Origin of the sequence: Salibaculum sp. (assembly GCF_035270045.1) — a bacterium.
In the GTDB taxonomy this organism is placed as follows: domain Bacteria; phylum Pseudomonadota; class Alphaproteobacteria; order Rhodobacterales; family Rhodobacteraceae; genus Salibaculum.
On sequence record NZ_DATFIP010000037.1, the window covers coordinates 21,631 to 39,539 of the forward strand.

The 17,909-nt window shown below is 67.9% G+C and carries 16 protein-coding genes; 4 read left to right on the forward strand and 12 right to left on the reverse strand.

All coding sequences use genetic code 11. The features are described from left to right. The first annotated feature begins 9 nt into the window (after window positions 1–9). From cobT to VJ897_RS06115, 3 genes are all read left to right on the forward strand, one after another. Window positions 10–1,887: a cobaltochelatase subunit CobT gene (gene cobT, locus VJ897_RS06105; RefSeq protein WP_324054224.1), complete on the forward strand. Its 1,878-nt coding sequence runs from the start codon at window positions 10–12 to the stop codon at window positions 1,885–1,887. 81 nt (window positions 1,888–1,968) lie between these two features. Beyond that, window positions 1,969–3,768, forward strand: a complete 1,800-nt coding sequence (locus VJ897_RS06110; RefSeq protein WP_324054226.1) for an aminopeptidase P family protein — start codon at window positions 1,969–1,971, stop codon at window positions 3,766–3,768. A 100-nt stretch (window positions 3,769–3,868) separates the two neighbouring features. Continuing rightward, window positions 3,869–4,210 carry a DUF427 domain-containing protein gene (locus VJ897_RS06115; RefSeq protein ID WP_324054228.1) on the forward strand — a complete coding sequence of 114 codons (342 nt, stop codon included), beginning with the start codon at window positions 3,869–3,871 and terminating at the stop codon, window positions 4,208–4,210. 31 nt (window positions 4,211–4,241) lie between these two features. Here VJ897_RS06115 and VJ897_RS06120 read toward each other — a convergent pair whose 3' ends face one another. Further along, the gene (locus VJ897_RS06120) at window positions 4,242–5,930 is read right to left on the reverse strand and encodes a chloride channel protein (RefSeq protein WP_324054230.1); all 1,689 of its coding nucleotides are present in this window, start codon (window positions 5,928–5,930) and stop codon (window positions 4,242–4,244) included. Between the two features lie 65 nt (window positions 5,931–5,995). Here VJ897_RS06120 and VJ897_RS06125 point away from each other — a divergent pair, with 65 nt between their 5' ends. Then, window positions 5,996–7,369: an FAD-binding oxidoreductase gene (locus VJ897_RS06125; protein ID WP_324054232.1), complete on the forward strand. Its 1,374-nt coding sequence runs from the start codon at window positions 5,996–5,998 to the stop codon at window positions 7,367–7,369. A gap of 63 nt (window positions 7,370–7,432) precedes the next feature. Here VJ897_RS06125 and recN read toward each other — a convergent pair whose 3' ends face one another. The 11 genes from recN to VJ897_RS06180 all read right to left on the reverse strand — a co-directional run. Next, window positions 7,433–9,085, reverse strand: coding sequence for a DNA repair protein RecN (recN, locus tag VJ897_RS06130; protein ID WP_324054233.1), 1,653 nt, complete (start codon window positions 9,083–9,085; stop codon window positions 7,433–7,435). Window positions 9,086–9,094: 9 nt separating this feature from the next. Then, window positions 9,095–9,949, reverse strand: coding sequence for an outer membrane protein assembly factor BamD (bamD, locus tag VJ897_RS06135; RefSeq protein WP_324054235.1), 855 nt, complete (start codon window positions 9,947–9,949; stop codon window positions 9,095–9,097). Window positions 9,950–10,043: 94 nt separating this feature from the next. Then, window positions 10,044–10,961: a UDP-3-O-acyl-N-acetylglucosamine deacetylase gene (gene lpxC / locus VJ897_RS06140; protein ID WP_324054237.1), complete on the reverse strand. Its 918-nt coding sequence runs from the start codon at window positions 10,959–10,961 to the stop codon at window positions 10,044–10,046. Between the two features lie 216 nt (window positions 10,962–11,177). Next, window positions 11,178–12,800: a cell division protein FtsZ gene (gene ftsZ / locus VJ897_RS06145; RefSeq protein WP_324054239.1), complete on the reverse strand. Its 1,623-nt coding sequence runs from the start codon at window positions 12,798–12,800 to the stop codon at window positions 11,178–11,180. Between the two features lie 178 nt (window positions 12,801–12,978). Then, a complete protein-coding gene (ftsA, locus tag VJ897_RS06150) occupies window positions 12,979–14,313 on the reverse strand; it encodes a cell division protein FtsA (protein WP_324054241.1) in 1,335 nt (444 codons plus the stop codon). Next, the gene (locus VJ897_RS06155) at window positions 14,310–15,224 is read right to left on the reverse strand and encodes a cell division protein FtsQ/DivIB (RefSeq protein WP_324054243.1); all 915 of its coding nucleotides are present in this window, start codon (window positions 15,222–15,224) and stop codon (window positions 14,310–14,312) included. The genes ftsA and VJ897_RS06155 overlap by 4 nt, the downstream gene beginning before the upstream one ends. Then, a complete protein-coding gene (locus tag VJ897_RS06160; RefSeq protein WP_324054244.1) occupies window positions 15,191–16,069 on the reverse strand; it encodes a D-alanine--D-alanine ligase in 879 nt (292 codons plus the stop codon). The genes VJ897_RS06155 and VJ897_RS06160 overlap by 34 nt, the downstream gene beginning before the upstream one ends. Window positions 16,070–16,223: 154 nt before the next feature. Next, complete coding sequence (gene murB, locus VJ897_RS06165; protein ID WP_324054246.1) at window positions 16,224–17,162, reverse strand: UDP-N-acetylmuramate dehydrogenase; 939 nt, start codon at window positions 17,160–17,162, stop codon at window positions 16,224–16,226. Between the two features lie 9 nt (window positions 17,163–17,171). Beyond that, on the reverse strand, window positions 17,172–17,435 hold the full coding sequence (locus VJ897_RS06170) for a DUF2484 family protein (protein ID WP_324054248.1): 264 nt from the start codon (window positions 17,433–17,435) through the stop codon (window positions 17,172–17,174). Next, entirely contained in the window at window positions 17,435–17,686 is a 252-nt protein-coding gene (locus VJ897_RS06175; RefSeq protein WP_324054250.1) for a DUF2484 family protein, read from the reverse strand. Before VJ897_RS06175 ends, VJ897_RS06170 begins: the two co-directional genes overlap by 1 nt. Beyond that, window positions 17,683–17,909, reverse strand: a 227-nt coding sequence (locus tag VJ897_RS06180) for a hypothetical protein (RefSeq protein WP_324054252.1), incomplete at its 5' end; no start/stop codon positions are given. The genes VJ897_RS06175 and VJ897_RS06180, both read right to left, overlap by 4 nt.

The following is a 17,909-nucleotide window of genomic DNA, read 5'->3' on the forward strand; positions in this document are numbered from 1 at the left end:
GGGAACGTGATGTCCAAACCCAGTGACAACCCAGCCGACCCGTTCAAGAAGGCCCTGGCCGAGACCACCAAGGTCATGGCCGACGATGCCGATCTCGCGGTCAGTTTTACCGTGGACCCGCCGGGTGCCACGCGCGACAGCGTGCGCCTGCCCCAGATCAGCCGCCGCCTGACCCGCGACGAGGTGCTGCTGGCTCGGGGCACCTCGGATGCCTACGCGCTGCACCACAAGTTCCACGATCCCTCCGTGGCCGCGCGCTACATGCCCCAGGGGCAGATGGCCCGCGACCTCTACGAGTCGATGGAGAAGGCGCGGGTCGAAGCCGTGGGCGCGCGCCACATGCCGGGCACGGCCGGAAATATCGACGCCCGGATCGGGCACGAGGCCGAACGCAAGGGCTACGACCAGATCCGCGACAAGTCCGAGGCGCCGCTGGCCACCGCCGCGGGCTACCTGATCCGGCACCTGGCCACCGGGCGCGACCTGCCCGGGGGCGCGGCCAATGTGATGGACCTGTGGCGCGGCTACATCGAGGAACAATGCGGCGAAACGCTGGAGGACCTCGAAACCTGCCTGACCGACCAGAGGGCCTTTGCCAGGTTTGCCCGCCAGCTCATCGACGACATGGGCTATGGCGACCAGCTGGGCGATGACCCCGACGACGTGCCCCAGGACCAGGAGGATGAAGACACCGGCGAGGAGGACCAGGATCAGCCCGACAGCGCCGGCGAGGAGGACACCGACGACCCCGAAGAGGCCGAGGCCCAGCCCGAGCAGAGCCAGGAAGAGACGCAGGACGCATCGGAAGCGCAGGTCAGCCTCGACGAGGACGCCAGCGACGAGCTGGAAGAGGACATGGAACGCCCCGAGGGCGAGGCCCCGCTGGAGCCACCCGCGCCGCAGCCCGTCTCCGAGGCGGATCCGGACTACACCGTCTTCAGCACCGACCACGACGAGGAAATAGGCGCCGAGGACCTGGCAGAGGCGGCCGAGCTGGAACGGCTTCGCGCCTATCTCGACCAGCAGCTGGAACCGCTCAAGGGGGCCGTGGGCCGGCTGGCCAACAAGTTGCAACGTCGCCTGCAAGCGCAGCAGAACCGGTCGTGGTCCTTCGACCAGGAGGAAGGCATCCTTGATGCCGGGCGGCTGGCGCGCGTCGTGGCCAACCCGACCACGCCGCTGTCCTTCAAGGTGGAACAGGACACGGAATTCCGCGACACCGTGGTCACGCTGTTGCTGGACAATTCGGGCTCGATGCGGGGGCGGCCCATCTCCATCGCCGCAATCTGTGCCGACGTCCTGGCGCGCACTCTGGAACGCTGCCAGGTCAAGGTCGAGATCCTGGGCTTCACCACCCGCGCCTGGAAGGGCGGTGCCTCTCGCGAGGGCTGGCTGGCCGAGGGACGACCGCAGGGGCCCGGCCGCCTCAACGACCTGCGCCACATCATCTACAAGCGCGCCGACGCGCCGTGGCGGCGCACGCGAGAGAACCTCGGGCTGATGATGAAAGAAGGCTTGCTGAAGGAGAACATCGACGGCGAGGCCCTGGAATGGGCGCATCGCCGGATGGAACGCCGCGCGGAGGCGCGCAAGATCCTGATGGTGATTTCCGACGGCGCGCCAGTCGATGACAGCACCCTGTCGGTGAACCCGGCCAACTATCTCGAGAAACACCTGCGCGACGTGATCGCCATGGTCGAAAAGCGCCGCACGGTGGAACTGACCGCGATCGGCATCGGCCATGACGTGACCCGCTACTATGATCGCGCGGTGACGATCACCGACGTGGAGCAGCTGGCCGGGGCCATGACGGAACAGCTGGCCGGGCTTTTCGACAACGATCCACGAAAGCGCGCCCGGGTGCTCGGGATGCGCCGCGTCGCCTGACCGTGTCCGGGCCCCGCGGCCGGGTCCGTTTGCCGGCGGCGCACCGAGGTGTCTATTCTTGCCTAGATGAAGGGAAAGCCCATGTTCCAGACATTCGAGGCGGCGTCCACGCCCGAACAGGGCCCGCCCCGGCTGGCCGCCCTGCGCGAGGATATGGCCGCACGGGGGCTGAAGGGCTTTCTTGTTCCGCGCGCCGACGCCTACCAGGGCGAATACGTCGCTGACTGCGACGCGCGGCTGGCCTGGCTGACCGGTTTCACCGGGTCGGCCGGATTCTGCGCGGTGCTGGCCGACCTGGCCGGGGTCTTCGTGGATGGCCGCTACCGGGTGCAAGTGCGCGATCAGGTGGCGGCCGAGTTCACGCCCGTGGACTGGCCGGAAAACCGGTTGGGGCCGTGGCTGTGCGATCACCTGTCCGGGGGCGCGGTCGGCTTTGATCCCTGGCTGCACACGGTGCAGGAGGTTGCCGAACTGCGCGATGACCTGCGCACCGCAGGGCTGGCCCTGACCCCGACCGAGAACCTTGTCGATGCCATCTGGACCGACCGCCCTGCCCCGCCCGACGCGGGCTTCTTTGCCCATGACGCGGCGCTGGCCGGAGAAAGCGCGGCGGACAAGCGCGCGCGGCTGGCGGGCGCGCTGCGCAAGGCCGGACATCGCGTGGCGGTGCTGACGCTGCCCGACTCGATTGCCTGGCTGCTCAACATCCGAGGCGCCGACATTCCGCGCAACCCGGTCCCGCAGTGCTTTGCCCTGCTCCTGGACGATGGCACCTGCCAGCTTTTCGCGCGCCCTGGCAAGGCGAACGCGATCACCGAACATCTTGGCCCGGATGTCGCCGTGCTGGGGCAAGACGCCTTCCTCGCCGCGCTGACCGACCTTGACGGGCCGGTGCGGATCGACCCGGCCAGCTGTCCGCAGATCGTGGCGGATGTGCTGGCCGAGAATGGTGTCACCGTAGCCCATGAACAGGACCCCTGCGTGCGGCCAAAGGCGATCAAGACCCCGGCCGAGATCGCGGGCACAACCGAGGCGCACCTGCGCGACGGGGCCGCCATGTGCCGTTTCCTGCACTGGCTGGACGAAAACGCCCCCGCCGGCGGCCTTACAGAGATCGACGTGGTCCGCGCGCTGGAGCAGTTCCGCCGCGACACGGGCGCGCTGCGCGACATTTCCTTCGACACGATCTGCGGGGCGGGCGCCCATGGCGCCGTGGTCCACTACCGCGTGACCGAGGCCACCAACAACCCCGTGACCCCCGGCGCGCTGCTGCTGGTGGATTCCGGCGGGCAATATGCGGACGGAACCACCGACATCACCCGAACCATCGCGACCGGTCCCGTGGGCGCGGAGGAAAAGGCCTGCTTCACCCGCGTCCTGCAAGGCATGATCGCCCTGAGCCGTGCGCGGTTTCCCGACGGGGTCGCAGGGCGCGACCTGGACAGCATCGCGCGTTATCCGCTCTGGCAGGCAGGGCTGGACTATGGCCATGGCACCGGCCATGGCGTCGGCGCATATCTTTGCGTGCACGAGGGGCCGCAGGGGTTCACGCGCGCGCCCAGCCGCGGCCATGAACCGTTGAAACCGGGTATGATCCTGTCTGTCGAGCCGGGCTATTACCGCGAGGGGGCTTTTGGAATTCGCCTCGAGAACCTGGTGGTGGTGCAAGAGGCCCCCGCGCTGGGCGACATGCGCCCGATGCTGTCACTCGAGACGCTGACCTGGGTTCCGATCGACCGGCGCCTGATCGATATCGACGCCCTGACCGAGGCGGAACGGCACTGGATTGATCGCTATCACGCGGATACAGTGGCGCGCATCGGCCCTCGACTGGAAGGGCCGGCGCGGGACTGGCTGGAAGCCGCCTGCGCGCCGCTCTGACGGAGCGCCCGGAACCGAACCGACACGGGACCGTCATACACGGCAGGGTAGACATCCTGTGCAAACCGACACGACAAACGCGCCAAGAGGGAGACCGAAGATGGCAGACCATATCAAGATCCGGCCTGCGACGGGCACATGGGTGGTACGCGCCGGCGGCGCGGTGCTCGGCGAAAGCACCCGGGCGCTGGAGTTGACCGAAGGCGATTACCCGCCTGTCATTTACTTCCCGCGCGACGACCTTTCGATGGTCTTTCTCGATGCCTCCGAAGCCGGCACGACCTGCCCCTACAAGGGGGAAGCGCGCTACTACGATATCGTTGCCAAGTCAGGCACGATCAAGGACGCCGCCTGGTCCTACGAGGACCCCATGCCCGAGGTGGCCGAGATCGGCCACCATATCGCCTTTTACACCTCGAAGGTGACCGTCGAGGAAGTCTGAATCGCGGCGCCCGCGCCGCTGCCGGGCGGGCTCAACTGTGTTCTTCGGCCGCGGTGGCCGCCAGCGCGCGATTGAAGGCGCGCAGCGCATCCACCTGGAACAGCGCCCCGCGCAACTCGGGCGGGCCAATGCCGCCGGAGGCCCGGACCACGGGAACGAAGTTGCGGTTGCTTGCCTCCAGGATCGGCATGGCCTGGTCCAGGGACTTGCCCTCGACGACATAGGTGCCCTCACGGATCAGCCTGGCGCAGACCTCGGGGTCGGCAGCCTTGGGATGATCCATGGACCGCATGACGCTTGTCACCTGGAAGGTTGACAGCAGATAGGCCTGCGGCCCGGCGGCCAGGTGAACGCCGCGCTGTTCCAGCTGGGTCAGGAAGAACGAGCGATCCACGATCCGCGAAGCCACCGCCGAGGCCAGCGAGACCGTCACCATGACCGCCAGCCCGGTCTGCCAGTCACCGGTCAGTTCGAACACGATCAGCGTGGTCGAGATCGGCGCACCCAGAACGGCGGCGGCCACCCCGCCCATGCCCGCCAGCGCATAGAGTGCGGCCGCGCCGGACACGTCCGGAAATATCCCCGTGGCCACCATGCCGAAGGCCAGCCCCGTCAGCGCCCCCACCATCAGCGAGGGCGAGAATATCCCACCGCCCATGCGCCCGCCGAAGGTCACGGCAACGGCCACGATCTTGACCAGCGTGAACACAACCGCCTCGTGGAACAGCAGCCGCCCGGTCAGCGCGTCCGAGGTCGTCTCGTAGCCAACGCCGATGATATGAGGAAAGGGAATCGCGATCAGCCCCAGCAGCAGACCGGCAACAGCCGGGCGCAGCACCGGGTGCAGCCCCGCGCGCTTCTGGTAGTGGCTGGCCAGCCGATCAGCCCAGAACAGCCCCCGCATGAAGACCACCGCGACCAGGCCGCAAAGCAGCCCCAGCAAAAGGTAGGCGGGCAGTTCCACGTAAAAGGCCAGCGCGGTCTGGCCGGGAATGTAGAATTCAGTAACATCACCATAGGCCATACGGCTGATCACCGTACCCGCGACCGAGGCGATGACGATGGGTGCGAAGGCATGCAAGGCAAAGTGCCGCAGCACCACCTCGAGCGCGAAAAGCGCCCCGGCGATGGGCGCGTTGAAGCTGGCCGAGACGGCGGCCGCCACGGCGCAGCCCAGCAGGTCGCGCCCGGTGATCCCGTCGGCCTTGATTCGGTTGTTCACCCCCGTGGCGATCAGCGCGGCTATGTGAACCACCGGTCCCTCGCGCCCCGTGGAGCCGCCGCTGGACAGCGTGATGAGCGAGGCCAGCGCAGACCCCAAGCCCCGGCGCACCTTCAGCCGCCCGTCATGAAGCGCCGCGCCCTCGATCACGTCCGACACCGAATGCACCCGGTTATCGCTCGTGGTGTAGTGCAGGATCACACCCACCGCCAAACCACCCAGAACCGGGATCATGATCAGCCAGTACCAATCCAGCCCGGCAGCGAAGGTGTGCAGGCCCGACACGTCCTCGGTGCCATAAAGCGCGGCCTGCAAGCGCTCGACGCCGAAGCGAAAGGCGATCGCGGCCAGCCCCGAGGCGATACCGACGGCCAGCGCGATGAACCAGAACCGGATCTGCCCGGCCCCCGAGGTGCGCAGCACCCGCCAGCCCCGCCGACAGGCGGCAAGGGCGTCGATGACCCCCTGCCTGAGCGGCGATGTCGGTGGCTTGGCCATTGTGACTTCCCGGCTTTTCCCCTGCCCGCGGCTGTCCTAGTTTGACGCCAAGGAGGACGTCATCCATGCCCCACGCCGCCGCACTCACAGCCCTCGGGACCGTCTTAGGCGATCGGCTGTCCCGCTCCAAGCCCGATCTGGAGGCACACGGGACCTCGGAAACGCATTTCGCGATGACCCCGCCCGACGCGGTGGCCTATCCCGAGACCACCGAGGAGGTGGCACAGATCATTCGGGTCTGCGCCGAACACGGCCTGCCGGTGGTTGGCTGGGGCGCGGGGACTTCGCTTGAGGGGCACGCGCTGGCTGTGCGCGGCGGGGTCTGCGTGGATTTCTCTCGGATGAACCGGGTTCTGGAGGTGCGCGAGGCCGACATGCTGGCCCGGGTACAACCCGGCCTGACCCGCGAGGGATTGAACAAGGAGCTGCGCGCGACGGGGCTCTTCTTTCCGGTCGATCCCGGGGCCGACGCCAGCATTGGCGGCATGGCCGCAACGCGCGCCTCGGGGACGACGGCGGTGCGCTACGGCACCATGCGCGACAACGTGTGCGCACTCGAGGTCGTCCTGGCCGACGGCCGCATCATCCGCACTGGCAGCGCGGCCCCCAAGTCCAGCGCGGGTTATGACCTGACAGGGCTTATGGTCGGGTCCGAGGGAACGCTGGGCCTGATCACCGAATTGACGCTCAAGCTGCACGGCCAGCCCGAGGCGATCGTGGCGGCCACCTGTGCCTTCGAGACGATAGAGGCGGCGGTCGGGTCAGTGACTGAGACCATCCAGATGGGCCTGCCCATGGCCCGGATCGAGTTCGTTGACGCCGCAACGGTCGAGGCGGTCAATGCCTACTCGAAGGCCGATTTCCCGGCCCGGCCCCACCTGATGGTCGAATTTCACGGCACCCCGGCGGGCGTCGCCGAACAGGCCGAACGCTTCGGCGAGATCGTGTCCGACCACGGTGCCACGGGCTTCGCATGGGCCGACCGGCCCGAGGACCGCACCCGTCTCTGGCAGATGCGCCACAGTGCCTATTGGGCCATCCTGGCTGCGCGCCCGGGCACCACGGCCATCGTCACGGATGTCTGCGTGCCCATTTCGGCCCTGGCCGAGGCGGTGGCCGAAACCCAGGCCGACATCGCCGCCGCGCCCATCCCGGCCCCGATCCTGGGCCATGTGGGCGACGGCAACTTCCACGCCATCCTGCTGATGGACCCCGGCGACCCGGCCGAGCGCGCCGCGAGCGAGGAGCTGTCGCGCCGCATGGCCGAGCGCGCCCTGCGGCTCGGCGGCACGGTGACCGGGGAACACGGGATCGGCATGGGCAAGCTGGGCTACATGGCCGCCGAACACGGTGCCGGATGGGATGTCATGGGCGCGGTCAAGCAGGCGCTGGACCCGCAGGGCCTGCTCAACCCGGGCAAGATGCTGCGGCAGGATTGACTTATTCTGCCCTGAATCTTGCTTTTTCTGAAAATTTATCCAGGAAATATACCTTTTCGAACATCACCCCGGGACCGGGACCAGAAGCGCCCGTGCCGCGGCGCGGGCCTCTTCGGTCACCGTTCCGCCTGACAGCATGCGGGCGATCTCGCCTTCCCGGTCGGCACTGTCCAGCGGCTTGACCGTCGTCAGGGTGGTCTCTTCGGCCTGGCGCTTTTCCACGCGCCAATGATGGTCGCCCAGGGCGGCGACCTGCGGCGAATGGGTCACCACCAGGACCTGGCCGCCCTGCGACAGGTCGGCCAGGCGACGGCCGACCGCATCCGCGGTGGCCCCGCCAACGCCGCGGTCGATCTCGTCGAAGATCAGAGTCAGCCCTTCGGCATGGCGCGTCAGGCAGACCTTGAGCGCCAGAAGGAAGCGCGATAGCTCGCCCCCCGAGGCAATCTTGTTGAGCGGCCCCGAAGGTGCGCCGGGATTGGTGGCGACCTCGAAGGCCACGGCATCCATGCCATCCGGGCCCGGTTCGGCCTTGGACAGCCTGGTGGCAAAGACCGCGCGCTCCATCTTCAACGGGGCCAGTTCATCGGCCATGGCCGCATCCAGCGCCGCGGCCGAGGCCGCCCGCGCCCGGGACAGGTCCCCGGCAGCCGCGTCATAGGCTGCCTGCGCCGTCTCGACCGCGCGCTCCAGCTCGGCCAGATCGCCCGCGCCCCGGTCCAGCGCCGCCAGTCGTTCGCGCAGGTCCTCGGCAAAGTCCCCCAGGGCGTCGGGCGCAACGGCATGTTTGCGCGCCAGCCCGCGAATGGCAAAGAGCCGCTCTTCGACCTCCTCCAGTTCGGCAGGATTGAACGACAGCGCCTGCAGGCAGGTTTCGACACCGGATTGCGCCTCGCCAAGCTCGGTCATGGCCCGGTCCAGCGCGGCCAGGGGATCGTCCAACCGCCCTTCGGCCTTGTCCGCGGCCCCGTCCAGCCAGCGCAGGGCATCGCCCATCATGCCCTCCGCCCCCTGCGATCCAAGGGCCTCCATGGCCCTGGAAATATCCGCGCCGATCTTCTCGGCGGCCTGCATCAGGCGGCGGCGGGCATCCAGCGTCTCATCCTCGCCCGGCTCGGGCGCCAGAGCATCCAACTCGGCAACGGAATGGCGCAGGAAGTCCTCTTCCTCGGACAGGGCGGCGACACGCGCGCGGGCCTCGTCCAGCGTTCTTTCCGCCCCGCGCAGATCCCGCCACGCCCCGCGCACCGCCGAAAGGTCGTGGCTGCCGTGCGCATCCAGCAGATCGCGATGGCCGCGGGGGTTCAGAAGACCCCTGTCGTCATGCTGGCCATGGAGTTCCACCAAAGTGTCCGAGACCCGTCGCAGCACCTCTCCACTCGCGCGGCGGTCGTTGATCCAGGCTGTCTTGCGTCCATCCCGGGCGTTGACCCGGCGAAGGATCAACTCGCCCTCGTGGACGATTCCGGCCTCGTCCAGAACCTCTTGCACGGGATGCCCCGCCGGCAGGTCGAAGACGGCCGTCACCTCACCCTGGTCGGCACCCTGGCGCACGAGGTCGGCGCGGCCCCGCCAGCCCAGCACGAAGCCAAGGCTGTCCAGCAGGATCGACTTGCCGGCCCCGGTTTCCCCGGTGAGGACGTTCAGGCCCGGCTGGAAGTCGAGGTCCAGCCGGTCGATGATAAGAATGTCCCGAATGTCGAGATGCCGGAGCATGCGTGGCGCCTAGAGCCACTCGCCGCGGATCATCTGGCGGTAGATGGCCGAAAGCCAGTTGTCCCCGATCGATGCCGGTTCCAGACCCTGCCCGGTCAGCAGCGCATGGCTGTCTTCGTACCACTGGGTCGCACGATAGTTGTGGCCCAGGATGGCGCCCGCGGTCTGCGCCTCGTCGGTCAGCCCGAGCGAGAGATAGGCCTCGACCAGCCGGTGCAGGGCCTCGGGCGTGTGGCTCGTGGTCTGGAAATCCTCGACCACGACGCGGAAACGGTTGATCGCGGCCGAGAAATGATCGCGCTTGAGGTAATAGCGCCCCACTTCCATTTCCTTGGCCGCCAGATGGTCGAAGGCGAGGTCGAACTTCAGGACCGCCGACCGCGCATATTCGCTGTCGGGGTAGACCTCGATCACCTTGCGCAGCTCCTGCAGGGCCTGGAAAGTCAGGCCCTGGTCACGGCCGATCTCGTCAATCTGGTCGTAGTAACTCAGCGCCAGAAGATACTGCGCATAGGCCGCGTCCTCGTCCGACGGGTAGAAGTCGATGAACCGCTGCGCACTGGACCGGGCGTTCGCGTAATCGCCGTCCCGGTGATAGGCGAAGGCCTGCATGATGACCCCGCGCTTGGCCCATTCCGAGTAGGGATACAGGCGTTCGATCTCACCGAAGTAATAGGCCGCGTCGTCCTCGCGCCCGCGTTCGAGATCGTACTCGCCACGCTGAAAGATTTCCTCGGCGCTGTATTGATCCAAGGCACCCGGCTGGCGCGGATCGAATCCGCCGCATCCGCCAAGAAGTGCCAGGGCCAGAACCCCGGGCACGATAACAGACCTTATGTTGACAGCTCTGCCGCGGCCCGACATCAGGCGCCCCCGCTCACGTTTCTTGTGCCGGACCAAAGCCCGACTGCTTCGAGGTCTAGCACATAAAAACCGGGGGCAAAACGCCAATTTGCGGTCAGGCCACGGCCGGAAGATCGGCCAGCGTCAGGCCGACGCCCGGCAGGCGCGCGCCGATTTCAGCGTCGCAGGTTTTCCACGCCCAGGCGTCCGGGCGCGCAAAAAGCGCCCGCAACAGCGCGTTGGTCACCGCATGGCCCGCACGCTGGCCGGCATAGGCACCCAGGATCGGCGCCCCGGCGGTGTAGAGATCGCCAAGGGCATCCAGCATCTTGTGGCGCACGGCCTCGTCGGCCCGGCGCAGCCCGCCGGGCGACAGCACCTGGGCACCGTCCACGACAACGGCGTTTTCATAGCTGCCCCCCAGTGCCAGGCCCTGTTCGCGCATGGCGGTCACATCACCCGCGCGGCAGAAGGTCCGGCAATCGCACAGCTCGCGCGCAAAAGCGCCATTGGCCATGTTCAGGCTCTTGCGCTGGTGGCCGATCGCGGCTTCCTTGAAGGTGATCTCGAACGAGATGCGCAGGCTCTCCGACGGGTCCAGGCGCGCGGTCGCATCGCCCAGCCGCACACTGACAGGCGCCAGGATCTCGATCACCCGCAGCGGCGCATCAAGCCGCTGGATCCCGGCCCGCAATATGCCGCTGACAAAACATGCCGCCGACCCGTCGAGGATCGGAACCTCTGGGCCGTCGACATCGACGAGCAGGTTGTGGATCCCGCACCCGGCCAGTGCGGCCATCAGGTGCTCGATCGTCGAGACACTGACACCCGCGTCGGATTCGATGCGGGTGTTGAGCGGAGCCACGATGACCCGATCCCAGCGAGCGGGCACGCGCGGGCGGCCCGGCAGGTCAACGCGCCGGAATACGATCCCGTGATCAGCCGGGGCCGGGCGCAGGGTGACGCGCGCTGTCTCGCCCAGGTGAAGGCCGATACCGTCGAGCGACAGGTCTGATCTCAGGGTCGTCTGCAAGGTGTCCCCATCTTTCTTAATCCCGTGTCAATCACTATGCGCTGGGGCGTCATGGCTCAATTCACTCTTTGCGACCGACTGAAACACAATTGCACGGGCTGGGCGGGGGCCTGCCCACGCCGGGGCGCGCAGCCTGCAACCGGCGGTTTTCCAAATGAAAAGGGCCGCCCCGAGGCGGCCCTTTCGCAAAACATGTGAACCATCGTGCGGCCGGCCTCAGTTGGCCTGGCGCCGCAGGAACGCTGGAATTTCGATGCGTTCCTCGTCCGGATCGATATCCGAGTCCGCCGGCGGCTCGTTGGGTTCGGCGGCCTGGGCCTGCTGGCGCGGCATCGACGTGACCTGCGGCTGTGCCCGGTCCCTCTGCTCCTCGCCATGACCGGTCATGCGGTTGATCAACCCGTTGAGCCCGCCAAGTCGTGGCCGGGCCTCCTCGGGCGTTTCGGCCCGCGGGTCAGGCTGCGCGGGCGCCTCGCCACCCTTCGCGCGCGAGGCGGCTGCGCGCAGACGGTCCAGCGTTTCCGGAGAAGGTGTCCCGGCGGCCGGCCGCTGGGGCGCGACGAAACCCTCCGGATCGGCGTCGATCTGCGGATCGGGCGCCTGCGCGCGGGGCTGGTAGGCCGGCTGCGGCAGGTCATCATCGGCCGCCGCCGCGGCGGCCGGGGCATCGAAGATATCCTCGGCCTGTTCGTGGGCCGTCTCGTCGTGGGCCATGCCGGGGTCATCGAAGAGCGTCGGTTCGGGGGCGGCTTCGGCAGCAGGCTGATGCTCCGGCTCCGGCTGGGCCTGTGGCTTGGGGGCCTCGGCCTCGACGTGTTGGGTCAGCGGCGCGGCCATGGACCGGCGCGGGAGCGGAACATCGCTGGTCTTTTCGGCGGCGTCGATACCCGTGGCCACGACGGAAACGCGCATCTGACCCTCCATCCCGGTATCCAGGGTGGAGCCGACAATGATGTTGGCGTCCGGATCGACCTTCTCGCGGATCTTGTTCGCGGCTTCGTCCAGTTCGAAGAGTGTCAGGTCGTAGCCGCCGGTGATGTTGATCAGGACCCCCTTGGCGCCCTCCAGGCTGATCTCGTCCAGCAGCGGGTTGGCGATGGCCTTTTCGGCGGCCTGAACAGCGCGTTCGGCGCCCTCGGCCTCGCCGGTGCCCATCATGGCCTTGCCCATCTCGTCCATCACCGCGCGAACGTCGGCGAAGTCCAGGTTGATCAGGCCGGGCCGCACCATGAGGTCGGTCACACCCTTGACGCCCTGGTAGAGGACATCGTCGGCGAGGGCAAAGGCCTCGGTGAAGGTGGTGTTCTCGTTGGCAAGCCGGAACAGGTTCTGGTTGGGAATGATGATGAGCGTGTCCACGACCTTCTGCAGGGCCTCGACGCCCTCTTCGGCCTGGCGCATCCGCTTGCCGCCCTCGAACTGGAAGGGTTTGGTCACGACACCGACAGTCAGCACACCCAGCTCGCGCGCGGCCTGGGCGATGATCGGGGCAGCACCGGTACCGGTGCCCCCGCCCATGCCGGCGGTGATGAAGCACATGTGCGCGCCCGCCAGGTGATCGACGATCTGTTCGATGCTTTCCTCGGCGGCGGCGGCGCCGACGGTGGCCCGGGCACCGGCGCCCAGCCCCTCGGTCGCCTTGACGCCCATCTGCACCTTCTGATCGGCACGGGATTGCTGCAGCGCCTGGGCATCGGTGTTCGCAACGACGAATTCGACGCCCTGGAGTTCTTGCTCGATCATGTTGTTGACGGCATTGCCGCCGGCCCCGCCGACGCCAAAGACGCTGATGCGCGGCTTGAGCTCGTCTTGTCCGGGCATGGAGAGGTTCAAGGTCATGATATCTGTCCGCCTGTTCTGCTGCGCCCGTCCCACCGGGCATTTTCCGCCTTATTGTGCGCGATCCTAGCCGGATCAGGCCCGATGGTCACGAAAAAACTGGGAAAACACCGCAAAATATGGGCCGGTTCGGCCTTTGAAACCGCCGTATTTCGGCAATTGGGCAAAATCTTGCGTATCACCAGTTCTCCTTGAACCATCGCACGGCCCGTCGCAGCGATCGGGCCGGGTATTTCTCGGCCGGTATGTCGAAGTCCCACCATTCGTCCTGGGGGTGCGCGGCAAAGAGCGACAGCCCCACCGAGGCCGAGAAGGCCGCGCCGGTGGCAGCCTGCGGCAGCCCCTGCACGCGAAGCGGCCGGCCCAGGCGCACCTGGTGGCCTAGGATGCGGCTGGCCAGCCCGTCCAGACCGGGGATCTGGCTGGCCCCACCCGTCAGCACGATCTGCTGGCTGGGCAGGTGCTCGAACCCGGCGGCGTCCAGCCGCATCCGCACCTCTTCGAGGATCTCCTCGACACGCGGGCGGATGATGCCGATCAGTTCGGCGCGGCTGACGCTGCGGCGGTCGCGTTCCCAGTCGCCGGTCTCGCCGCCCACCTCGATCATTTCGCGATCGTCCATGCCGGTGGCCATGACGCCGCCGTAGAAGGTCTTGATCCGCTCGGCCATGGCCAGCGGCACCTGCAACCCCATGGAGATGTCGCCGGTGACGTGATCGCCGCCCATGCGCACCGTATCGGCAAAAATCATGTGCTTGCGCATGAAGATCGACAGGCTGGTGGTGCCACCGCCCATGTCGATGCAGGCCGCACCCAGTTCCTGTTCGTCCTCGACCAGCGCCGAGATGCCGCTGGCATAGGCCGACGACGCCAATCCGGCCAGTTCCAGGTCGCAGCGATTGATGCAGTGCAGCAGGTTGCTGATGGTCGCCGCCTCGACCGTCAGCATGTGCATGTCGCAGGTCAGGTCGTTGCCGATCTGGCCGCGCGGATCGGCCATGCCGGTGCGGTGGTCCAGCGCAAAGTTGATCGGCTGGGCGTGCAACACCTCGCGGCCCTCGCCGTAATCGGGCACCTCGCAGGCCGAGAGGACCCGGCCGATGTCGGCCTCGGTCACGACCGTGCCCTCGACCCCGGCCTGCCCGTCCAGCCCGTAAGAACGCGGCCGCCCCCCGCCCAGGCAGGCGATGACGTGATCGACACGCACGTTGGCCATCTTCTGGGCCGCCTGCACGGCGGTGCGGATGGCGCGTTCGGTCTCGGCCATGGCCTCGACCTCGCCGAAACGCACCCCGCGCGAGCGCGTTGTCGCCGCGCCGATCACGCGAAACGAGGATTGCCCCGCCATGGAGCCGACCCCGTCACTGTCGCGAAAGCGTTCCGGCCCGTCGAAGCGCAGGATCAGGCAGGCGATCTTCGAGGTGCCCACGTCGAGAATGGCGATCACGCCGCGCTGCATGGCGGCCTGGCGCATGTTGCGCATGGCGCGCTGGCTTTGGTAAAGGTCCTTCATTCGTCACCTGCCTCTGGCTCTTCTCCGTTCACGCGGCGCAGTTCCGCGACGGCTTGTTCATTGAGTCTGATGGTTGGCCGGGCCGCGTTGCGCATGTCGACAACAGAGACGTCGCGGTCCAGCAGGTCCTGGGCCTGGTCCAGGGCGATCACCCGATCGAAGGCGCGGATCGGTGTTTGGGTGGGCAGGAGGATGCGCTGCCCCCGATCGAGCACCACGTCCCAGCGGCGCTCGCCCATGCGCACCACGGCACGCATCCGGTGGCGGATGGGACCGGCCACGTCATAGAGCCGCAGACCTTCGGCCAGTGCGGCGCGCGCGCCGTCACCGGTGATCAGCGGCAGATCGGCCCGGTCAGCCCGAGCCGCGACAGGGGCGATCAGCACCCCCTCGGGATCGACCAGGCGCAAACCGTCGGCCCCGCGGAAGACGGCCACGGGTTGACGCTGCTGAACGGTGACCTGCAGCACCCCGCCGGGGCGCACCCGGAGCGCGGCATCGGCCACCGGCGCGAGCGCGGCCACCTTCGTGCGCATCGCCTCGAGATCCAGGTCGAAGGACGAGGTCGGGAATTCCACCGGCAAGACCGTGCGGATCTGGCGCGACAAGGCATCGTCGGCGCCGTCGACGGCCATGACGCGGACCATGAATTCCTCGCGGCTGAAAAACTCCATCCGGGCCTTGGCAAAGGCCTCGGAAACCATCTGACGATTCGCCTCCTGCGCGGCCCACCCGGTCAGAGCGGCGCCCAGGGCCAGGAGCGGCAGACCCACCAAGATCAGCCGCCGCAGGCCCGGCGTCAGCATCCACCGCTGGAAGCGGTAGCCCCAGCGCGACGGCGCGGGATCGCGGCGCGGCGCGCCCGGGCGACTGTGTTTCAGCGCCCGCACGAGGCGTCCTCCACCATCCATGTGACCAGCGCCGGGAAATCTAGGCCGCAATGGGCCGCCTGTTCCGGCGAAAGCGAGGTTGGCGTCATCCCGGGCTGCGTATTCGTTTCCAGCAGCACCAGGCCATCGCGCCCGCGCGTACTGTCCCAGCGGAAATCGGTGCGGCTCAGGCCCCGGCAGCCCAGCGCATCATGGGCGCGCTGCGCATAGTCGAGGCAAGCGTCGAAAATGTCTTGCGGGACTTCGGCGGGCAGGACGTGACGCGACCCGCCCTCGGCATACTTGGCATGGTAGTCATACCAGCCGTCCGTGATGATATCGGTGACCGTCAGAGCCCGGTCGCCCATCACGGTGGTCGTCAGTTCGCGCCCCGGCGCGTAGGTTTCGACCATCAGCACCTCGGGCAGGTCCGGGGCCAGCCGCGGCGGACCATCGCCGGCATCGGTGACGATATAAACCCCGACGCTGGAACCTTCGTTGTTCGGCTTGACGACATAGGGCGGGTCCATGATGTGGCCCGCCTCGATCGTGGCGCGGTCGGCCAGAACGCTGTGAATGGTCGGCAGGCCGGCGGCGCGATAGGCGTCCTTGGTGCGCTGCTTGTCCATGGCCAGCGCCGAGGACAACACGCCGGAATGCGTATAGGCCAGCCCCAGCCATTCCAGCAGGCCCTGCACGCAGCCGTCCTCGCCCCAGCGGCCATGCAGCGCATTGAAGACCACGTCGGGCCGCATCGCCTTGAGATCCTCGGCAAGGTCCGCACCGGCGTCGATTTCGCGCACGTCGTAGCCGGCGCGGCGCAGCGCGCGTGCGCATTCACGCCCCGAGCTGAGGGAGACCTCCCGCTCGACCGATGGCCCGCCCATCAGGACGGCAATCGTCTTTGGTGCCCTGCTCGACACGCTCACTGCCTCGGTTTCCGGCCGCTTTTGCACGACCCTTGATTTTGACCACCTTTAGGCGGTCGTTTGTTGTCGATCTGCCTGGCCCTGCCTGTGGGGCCGTTCCCGTTTTTCGGGCTTACTTCTCGGCGGCCGGTTCTCCGACCCGCTTGATTTCCCAGTCTAGCGTGAGGCCGCTGTTCTGGTAAACCTTTTTTCGGACCGCCTCGCCCAACCCTTCGAGGTCGGCAGCCGTGGCGCCGCCCGCGTTTGTCAGGAAATTCGCGTGCTTGGCGTTCATCACGGCCCCGCCGCGCGTGGCGCCGCGCATCCCGGCGTCCTCGATCACCTTCCAGGCCTTCAGATCGTGGGTGTCATCAGCCCGACCCGTGCTGGAAAACCCGGCCGGGTTGCGGAAGGTGGACCCGGCGGTCCGGTCCCTGGTGGGTTGCGTGGCGTCACGCTGGGACAACTGGGTTTCCATGCGATCGAACAGGTCCTCGGGCTGACCCGGGGGCGCATCGAAGACCGCCTCGGTAATGACGCAACCAGCCGGCAGGCTGCTGGAGCGATAGGCCAGGCCAAGCTTTGCCGTGGGCAGGGTTTTCAGGGTGCCATTGCGCAGCACGACGCGCACCTCGCGAAGAACATCCGAGGTGTAGTTCCCGTAGCAGCCAGCGTTCATGGTCACGGCCCCGCCGATGGCCCCGGGAATGGTGCGCAGGAAGGTCAGGTCGCGACCGGCCTGCGCCGCCTTGCGCGCGACATGCGCATCCAGCGCGGCGGCGCCCGCGCGCACGGTCGTTCCCTCGATCTCGATCCCGTTGAAGCCCCGGCCCAGGCGGATCACCACGCCGCGGATACCGCCGTCGCGCACGATCAGGTTGGACCCGACGCCCATGGGAAAGACCGGCACCGCCTCGGGCAAGGCAGCCAGGAATGCGGCGAGGTCGGCCTCGTCCGCGGGCTGGAAGAAGACATCCGCCGGCCCACCGACCCGCAGCCATGTCAGGCCGGACAGGTCCCGGTCGCGGGTCAGGGTGCCGCGCACCTCGGGCAGGTCGAATTCAGGTGTCATCGCTTGCTCCTACCCGTCGGCGGGGCCGCGCTCAACCCGCCCCCGCAGCCAGCGCCACAGGAACAGGACCGGCCAGCGCAGCATCGACATGCCCGCGACCAGCACCAGCAAACCGACCCAGGGGCCGTTCTGAACCGTGACCCAGACAAGCAGCGGCAGGCCGACACCGATCAGCAGGTAGGCCCGCGTCCAGTGGTTGTCGCGGCTGGGGATCATGGCCAGCACGTTGGCCGCGATGGCCCAGAGAAAGACGGCGACGAGGGACGCGCTCATCAGGGGCGTTCCGCGCCGTGGCCGCGTGCCCGCGCCCAGATATGGCGCAGCGGGTTGCGGAACATCGACAGGAAGGCAGCGAGAGCGAGCGCCGACCAGCCCCAGCCATGCGCCGCCCCCAGCCAGAGGATCAGGATCGGCGCCGCGATCAGCAGGGTGATCCCGGGCAGGTACTGGTTCCGCATGGGCAAAAGCGCCGTGAGCGTCGCCGCGAAGACCCAGAGGATGGACAGAAGCACAGGCAGGCTCATCCCCAGCCCCCTGTCACGATGCGCCGCAAGGGCGAGGCAAGGGCCACACCGCCCCCCATCGCCGCCAGCGCCGCCCCGGCCTCACCCGGATCGGTCTGGAAATGCAGCAGCAAAAGCCCGCCCGCCGCGACGACGAAGGCAAGGAGAAACCGCCTCAGAATCCGCGTCGTGCTGACAAGCGCGAACAGGACGACAGCGCCGGCGATGATCCAGGGGGCGGTCA

Excerpts from the sequence above, each read along its gene's own strand:
- bamD (WP_324054235.1), bottom strand. The coding sequence starts at position 9,949 with ATGTCGGGCCGCGGCAGAGCTGTCAACATAAGGTCTGTTATCGTGCCC.
- VJ897_RS06170 (WP_324054248.1), bottom strand. The coding sequence starts at position 17,435 with ATGAGCGCGTCCCTCGTCGCCGTCTTTCTCTGGGCCATCGCGGCCAAC.
- ftsA (WP_324054241.1), bottom strand. The coding sequence starts at position 14,313 with ATGAAGGACCTTTACCAAAGCCAGCGCGCCATGCGCAACATGCGCCAG.
- ftsZ (WP_324054239.1), bottom strand. The coding sequence starts at position 12,800 with ATGACCTTGAACCTCTCCATGCCCGGACAAGACGAGCTCAAGCCGCGC.
- murB (WP_324054246.1), bottom strand. The coding sequence starts at position 17,162 with ATGACACCTGAATTCGACCTGCCCGAGGTGCGCGGCACCCTGACCCGC.
- cobT (WP_324054224.1), top strand. The coding sequence starts at position 10 with ATGTCCAAACCCAGTGACAACCCAGCCGACCCGTTCAAGAAGGCCCTG.
- VJ897_RS06160 (WP_324054244.1), bottom strand. The coding sequence starts at position 16,069 with ATGGGCGGGCCATCGGTCGAGCGGGAGGTCTCCCTCAGCTCGGGGCGT.
- VJ897_RS06175 (WP_324054250.1), bottom strand. The coding sequence starts at position 17,686 with ATGAGCCTGCCTGTGCTTCTGTCCATCCTCTGGGTCTTCGCGGCGACG.
- VJ897_RS06110 (WP_324054226.1), top strand. The coding sequence starts at position 1,969 with ATGTTCCAGACATTCGAGGCGGCGTCCACGCCCGAACAGGGCCCGCCC.
- VJ897_RS06115 (WP_324054228.1), top strand. The coding sequence starts at position 3,869 with ATGGCAGACCATATCAAGATCCGGCCTGCGACGGGCACATGGGTGGTA.
- VJ897_RS06125 (WP_324054232.1), top strand. The coding sequence starts at position 5,996 with ATGCCCCACGCCGCCGCACTCACAGCCCTCGGGACCGTCTTAGGCGAT.
- recN (WP_324054233.1), bottom strand. The coding sequence starts at position 9,085 with ATGCTCCGGCATCTCGACATTCGGGACATTCTTATCATCGACCGGCTG.
- VJ897_RS06120 (WP_324054230.1), bottom strand. The coding sequence starts at position 5,930 with ATGGCCAAGCCACCGACATCGCCGCTCAGGCAGGGGGTCATCGACGCC.
- VJ897_RS06155 (WP_324054243.1), bottom strand. The coding sequence starts at position 15,224 with ATGGATGGTGGAGGACGCCTCGTGCGGGCGCTGAAACACAGTCGCCCG.